Genomic DNA, 4781 nt, shown 5'->3' on the forward strand with positions numbered 1-4781 from the left:
GCTATCTATTGCATGTTCAGCTAGTTTTTCTGATTCATAACATTGCATATTTATTTTAGTTTTGCAACACCCTCTAACTAATAATGTATCCGCACTAATTTCCTGTCCAACTTCTACATTTACCAATCTTATATTTCCACTAATCCCGACTGCAATTTTTTTTAGCTCACCGTCATTTTTTCGGATCATCAGTAATTTTTCCCATTCATATACGTAAGAAGATTCATTAATAAAAATCTCCTCTACTTTTCCTTCATAAGAGCTATAAATCTCTTCTATTCTCGTTTTCATATAACATCTACTCCCTATTTCACACTTCACTATTTTCATCTTATTCTACCATTCTTACGAGATGCGGCTTACTTTTTAAAAATTCAAATTAACTACCGTGAACAAAATGAACAAAATAAAAATTATGCTTCTAATGATGTTATTTTTCAAATTATTTACCATTTGAATAGATGCTTTTATTATAAATAAAAAACCTTTTTCTGAATTTTTATTCTATTTTTGAAAGCGCAATCATTCTTTTGAGGGGGAAATTACATGTTAGCACTACTTGGATTTGCGATGGTATTTGTCTTTATGTTTTTAATTATGACGAAACGTATGTCAGCGCTAGTAGCATTAATATTAATTCCGAGTGTTTTTGCAGTAATTGGCGGATTCTATGCCAATATGGGACCAATGATGTTAGAGGGGATTCAAAAATTAGCACCTACTGGTATTATGCTTATGTTCGCTATTTTATATTTTGGCATTATGATTGATAGTGGTTTATTCGATCCTGTCATTAGTAAGATTTTAAAATTTGTAAAAGGAGATCCTTTAAAAATCGTTGTCGGAACGGCTATATTGACTATTATCGTTTCTCTAGATGGTGATGGTACAACAACATACATGATTACAGTTTCCGCAATGTATCCACTATATAAGCGCCTTGGAATGAACCCCCTCATATTAGCTGGAGTTGTTATGTTAGGGGCAGGGGTAACAAATCTTACACCTTGGGGTGGACCCACAGCTCGTGTTATGAGCGCACTTGGACTTGAGGCTTCCGAATTATTTACACCTCTTATTCCAGGAATGATTGCTGGTGCAATTTGGGTTGTTTTCGTTGCCTACTATCTTGGAAAAAAAGAAAGAAAACGTTTAGGAATTATGGATGTACAGTATTTAAAACAAATGCAAACAATGGACGAGCAAGCTGCAACTGTCGAAGCCGCAGTGCATAAACGTCCTAAACTTCTATGGATTAACTTTTTATTAACCGCTACATTACTTGTCTGTCTCATACTAGAAGTTATGCCGTTACCTGTTTTATTTACAGTCGCTTTTGCTATTGCTGTTATGATTAACTATCCAAACTTACAGCAACAGAAAGAACGTATTGCTTCTCATGCAGGGAATGTATTAGCAGTTGTTTCTCTCGTATTTGCTGCCGGTATTTTCACTGGTATTTTATCTGGAACAAAAATGGTAGATGCAATGGCTAACAGTGTAGTAACTCTTATACCAGATGCACTTGGACCACAACTACCAATTATTACAGCACTTCTCAGTATGCCATTCACATTTTTCATGTCTAATGATGCATTTTACTTCGGGGTATTACCTATTTTGACGAAAGCTGCTGCTACTTACGGAATTAGTGCAGCTGAAATGGGACGTGCTTCCTTACTTGGGCAACCCGTTCACTTATTAAGTCCTCTTGTCGCTTCCACTTATTTATTGGTCGGAATGGCCAAAGTTGATTTCGGTGAACATCAACGCTTCACTTTATTGTGGGCCGTTGGAACGACAATGGTTATGTTAATTACCGGAATTGTGATTGGGATTATTCCAATATAAGATGCAAAAAAACAGTAGAAGAAATAAAATCCTCTACTGTTTTTATTATGAAGAAACAAGAAAATAACGTCTCTCCGGTCTCCCAACACTTCCATATATTAGCTCTGCGTGGACTTTCTTCCTAGATATCAAATACTCTAAATAGCGCCTTGCCGTTGATCGGCTTACTCCAATCATTGAGCTTAACATTTCTGCTGTAATCCCTTCTTCATTAACTGTTAACATATGCTTTTTTACTTTCGCTAAAGTATAAGGATCTATCCCTTTCGGGGCATATTCTATTTGATCTCCCTTCACGCCTCTTTGAGACCATAAATATTCAATTTGCTCCGTAGATAATTGATTGTTTTTCTTTAACTGTATAATCTTTTTTTGATAGCCTTCCAGACTTGCTTTAAATCGGTCAAACATTAGTGGCTTTACGATATAATCTGTTACTCCACCTCGCAGCGCGTGCCTTACTACTTCTGTTTCCGATGCCGCTGTAATCATAATAATATCTGTATCGTGCAAATGATGCCTAATATATGTGACAAGTTCCGTTCCTTGCATATCAGGTAAGTACACATCTAATAAAACAAGCTGTGGCTTCACAAGCTCTAGCCATTCTTTCGCTTGTTCTCCAGTCGTTGCCGTTCCAATTACTTTAAATCCCTCAATTTTTTCAGTAAAACGACGATGAATGTCTGCAATCCGAATATCATCTTCTACAATTAATACTTCAATCTCCTCACCCATTACTATTCGCCTCTCTCTTTCGGTAGTGCAATAATAAATAACGCACCACCTAAATCCCCTTTTTCGATTGCAATACTTCCATTTAAATCTTCTACTAACTCTTTCACTTTTGCTAATCCATATCCTCGCTCTCCTCCTTCTTTCGTCGAAAAGCCTTTATAGAATATGCTAGTAATTATTTCATCATGAATCCCTTGCCCTGAATCTTCCACTTCAATTAATATTTCTTCTCCAATATCAGTTACAAACATCCTTACTTTCTTATCATTCTCTTCATTTTTTTCAATTGCTTCAAATGCATTCGTAATTAAATTCCCTAAAATAGAAACGACATAATTACTCTCAATATGTGGACTTAATTTGTCTAAACCACTTTCTCTATCTAGCATAAAATCAATCTTCAACTCTCGTGCTCTATTATAAAATCCAATTAAAATTCCACCTAGCCATGGATTTTGAATCCGCTTCATAATAAATTGAACAAAATCTTGATATACCGCTGTTTCCTTATGAATAAGCTCTAAAGCATCTTCGTATGATTCTAATTGGATAAGACCTGAAAGCGTATACAATAAATTGTTATATTCGTGCGTTTGCGCTCGTAATGCCTCTGTATATTGCTTCGTCTGAGATAATTCTGCTGTTAACTGATCCATTTCAGATTTCAAACGTAAGCTCGATACAACGCCAGTTACTTTATTCTTTACTTTAATAGGTAGACGGTTCGCAATAACAGCCTGTCCTTTTATATTTAATTGACGATCAAACTGTTCTTCACCAGTTTGAAGTACATCTAGTATCGTTGAATTAGGAATTACATTTAAAATAAATTCCCCAATAATATTTTGTTGCTTATCTAGCGAAAGAATATCATAAGCTGCTTGATTGACTAAACTAATCATGCCATTTTTATCGATTACAATAATCCCTTCACGTACAGATTGAATCACTGTACTATGCTCTTCATATAAAGATGAAATTTCTTCTGGTTCCATCCCGAACATCATTCTTTTTATACTTGCCGCTAAATATATAGAGCCGATTATCCCAATTAAAAGACCTATTATTGTAATCCAAAATACACGCTTTCCATACACTTCTACCGCTCCATGAATATCAGCCATTGAAAACCCAACAGACACCACACCAATAATTTCATTTTCCTGGTTACGGACTGGGACTTTCCCACGCAACGAAGGGCCTAATGATCCATTAGCTTTAGAAACATAAGATTTCCCTTCTAATAAAACGCCTTTATTATCTCCGCCAACCATTTTTTCTCCTATTTTATCTCGCTCAGGATGTGCATAACGAATCCCCTCTTTGTTTCCAACTACAATAAAGTCAGCCTCTGTATCAATTCGAATTTTTTCTGCGATTGGCTGAATAATAGAAGCTGGATTTTCTTTTTGAAAAGCTTCCTGAATTTCTGGTATCGCGGCAACTGTTTTCGCAACATGCAAAGCCCGTTTACCAATTTGCTCTTCTACCGTTTCAGATAATATGTAATAAAATAAATAACTCGTTAGCATAAGTACAACTAAAATAAGTGTACTAATAGTTAATGTAATTCTCGGTTGGAGTTTTAATTTTTTAAATTTCAAAACCATTCCCCTAACATGATTAAAGATAGAATTTAAAGAAAATACAGTTTTTTATTATCATAACACGGTTACTATATATTTCTTTCTTTTTTATCTTCATAAAAAAAGAAACGAAGCATAAGTACTACTTCGTTTCTTAACAGTTTATTATTATATTTTAAACTTACCAATCATCTCTTGTAATTCTTCTGCCATTTGTGATAAATGGACTGCTGCTGCATTTATTTCATCTACTGAAGCTAATTGTTCCTCAGAGGAACCAGCAATATTTTGAACACTTGCGGCATTTTCTTCAATCGTAGCTGCAATTTCATTAATAGATGCACTTACTTGTTTTGCATCTACCGTCATTTGTTTTGCTACATCTACCATGCTATCAATTTGTACAACTGTATCATTTGTAGACTTCAATATTTCGACAAAGCTTTGCTTCGTTTCATTTGCAACTACAAGTCCTGATTGTACTTCTGCTCCAACTTGATTCATAGAGCTTACTGTTTCTTTTATATCAAATTGAGGGTGTTGCAAAACTAAAATAAATATGCAATGTTATGAATCAGAAAAACTAGCTGAACATGCAATAGATAG

The 4781-nt window shown here is 34.8% G+C and carries 3 protein-coding genes and 2 pseudogenes; 1 reads left to right on the top strand and 4 read right to left on the bottom strand.

The genetic code is table 11. From position 1 onward, the window contains the following. Positions 1-72: 72 nt before the first annotated feature. Positions 73-291 (bottom strand): annotated as a pseudogene (locus ACQRBL_RS02865) (hypothetical protein); the annotation flags it as partial. Positions 292-546: 255 nt separating this feature from the next. Here ACQRBL_RS02865 and ACQRBL_RS02870 point away from each other — a divergent pair. Next, positions 547-1851, top strand: a complete 1305-nt coding sequence (locus ACQRBL_RS02870; RefSeq protein WP_000880477.1) for a CitMHS family transporter — start codon at positions 547-549, stop codon at positions 1849-1851. Between the two features lie 45 nt (positions 1852-1896). Here ACQRBL_RS02870 and ACQRBL_RS02875 read toward each other — a convergent pair whose 3' ends face one another. From ACQRBL_RS02875 to ACQRBL_RS02885, 3 genes and pseudogenes are all read right to left on the bottom strand, one after another. Beyond that, complete coding sequence (locus tag ACQRBL_RS02875) at positions 1897-2589, bottom strand: response regulator (RefSeq protein WP_000503464.1); 693 nt, start codon at positions 2587-2589, stop codon at positions 1897-1899. Positions 2590-2591: 2 nt separating this feature from the next. Further along, positions 2592-4199, bottom strand: a complete 1608-nt coding sequence (locus ACQRBL_RS02880) for an ATP-binding protein (protein WP_003269387.1) — start codon at positions 4197-4199, stop codon at positions 2592-2594. 144 nt (positions 4200-4343) lie between these two features. Beyond that, positions 4344-4709: pseudogene (locus tag ACQRBL_RS02885) on the bottom strand (chemotaxis protein); the annotation flags it as partial. Positions 4710-4781: the final 72 nt, after the last annotated feature.

This window comes from Bacillus sp. AF62, assembly GCF_050312695.1.
Lineage (GTDB): Bacteria > Bacillota > Bacilli > Bacillales > Bacillaceae_G > Bacillus_A > Bacillus_A cereus.

Coding starts and splice junctions, on each gene's coding strand:
- ACQRBL_RS02880 (WP_003269387.1), bottom strand. CDS start 4,199: ATGGTTTTGAAATTTAAAAAATTAAAACTCCAACCGAGAATTACATTA.
- ACQRBL_RS02870 (WP_000880477.1), top strand. CDS start 547: ATGTTAGCACTACTTGGATTTGCGATGGTATTTGTCTTTATGTTTTTA.
- ACQRBL_RS02875 (WP_000503464.1), bottom strand. CDS start 2,589: ATGGGTGAGGAGATTGAAGTATTAATTGTAGAAGATGATATTCGGATT.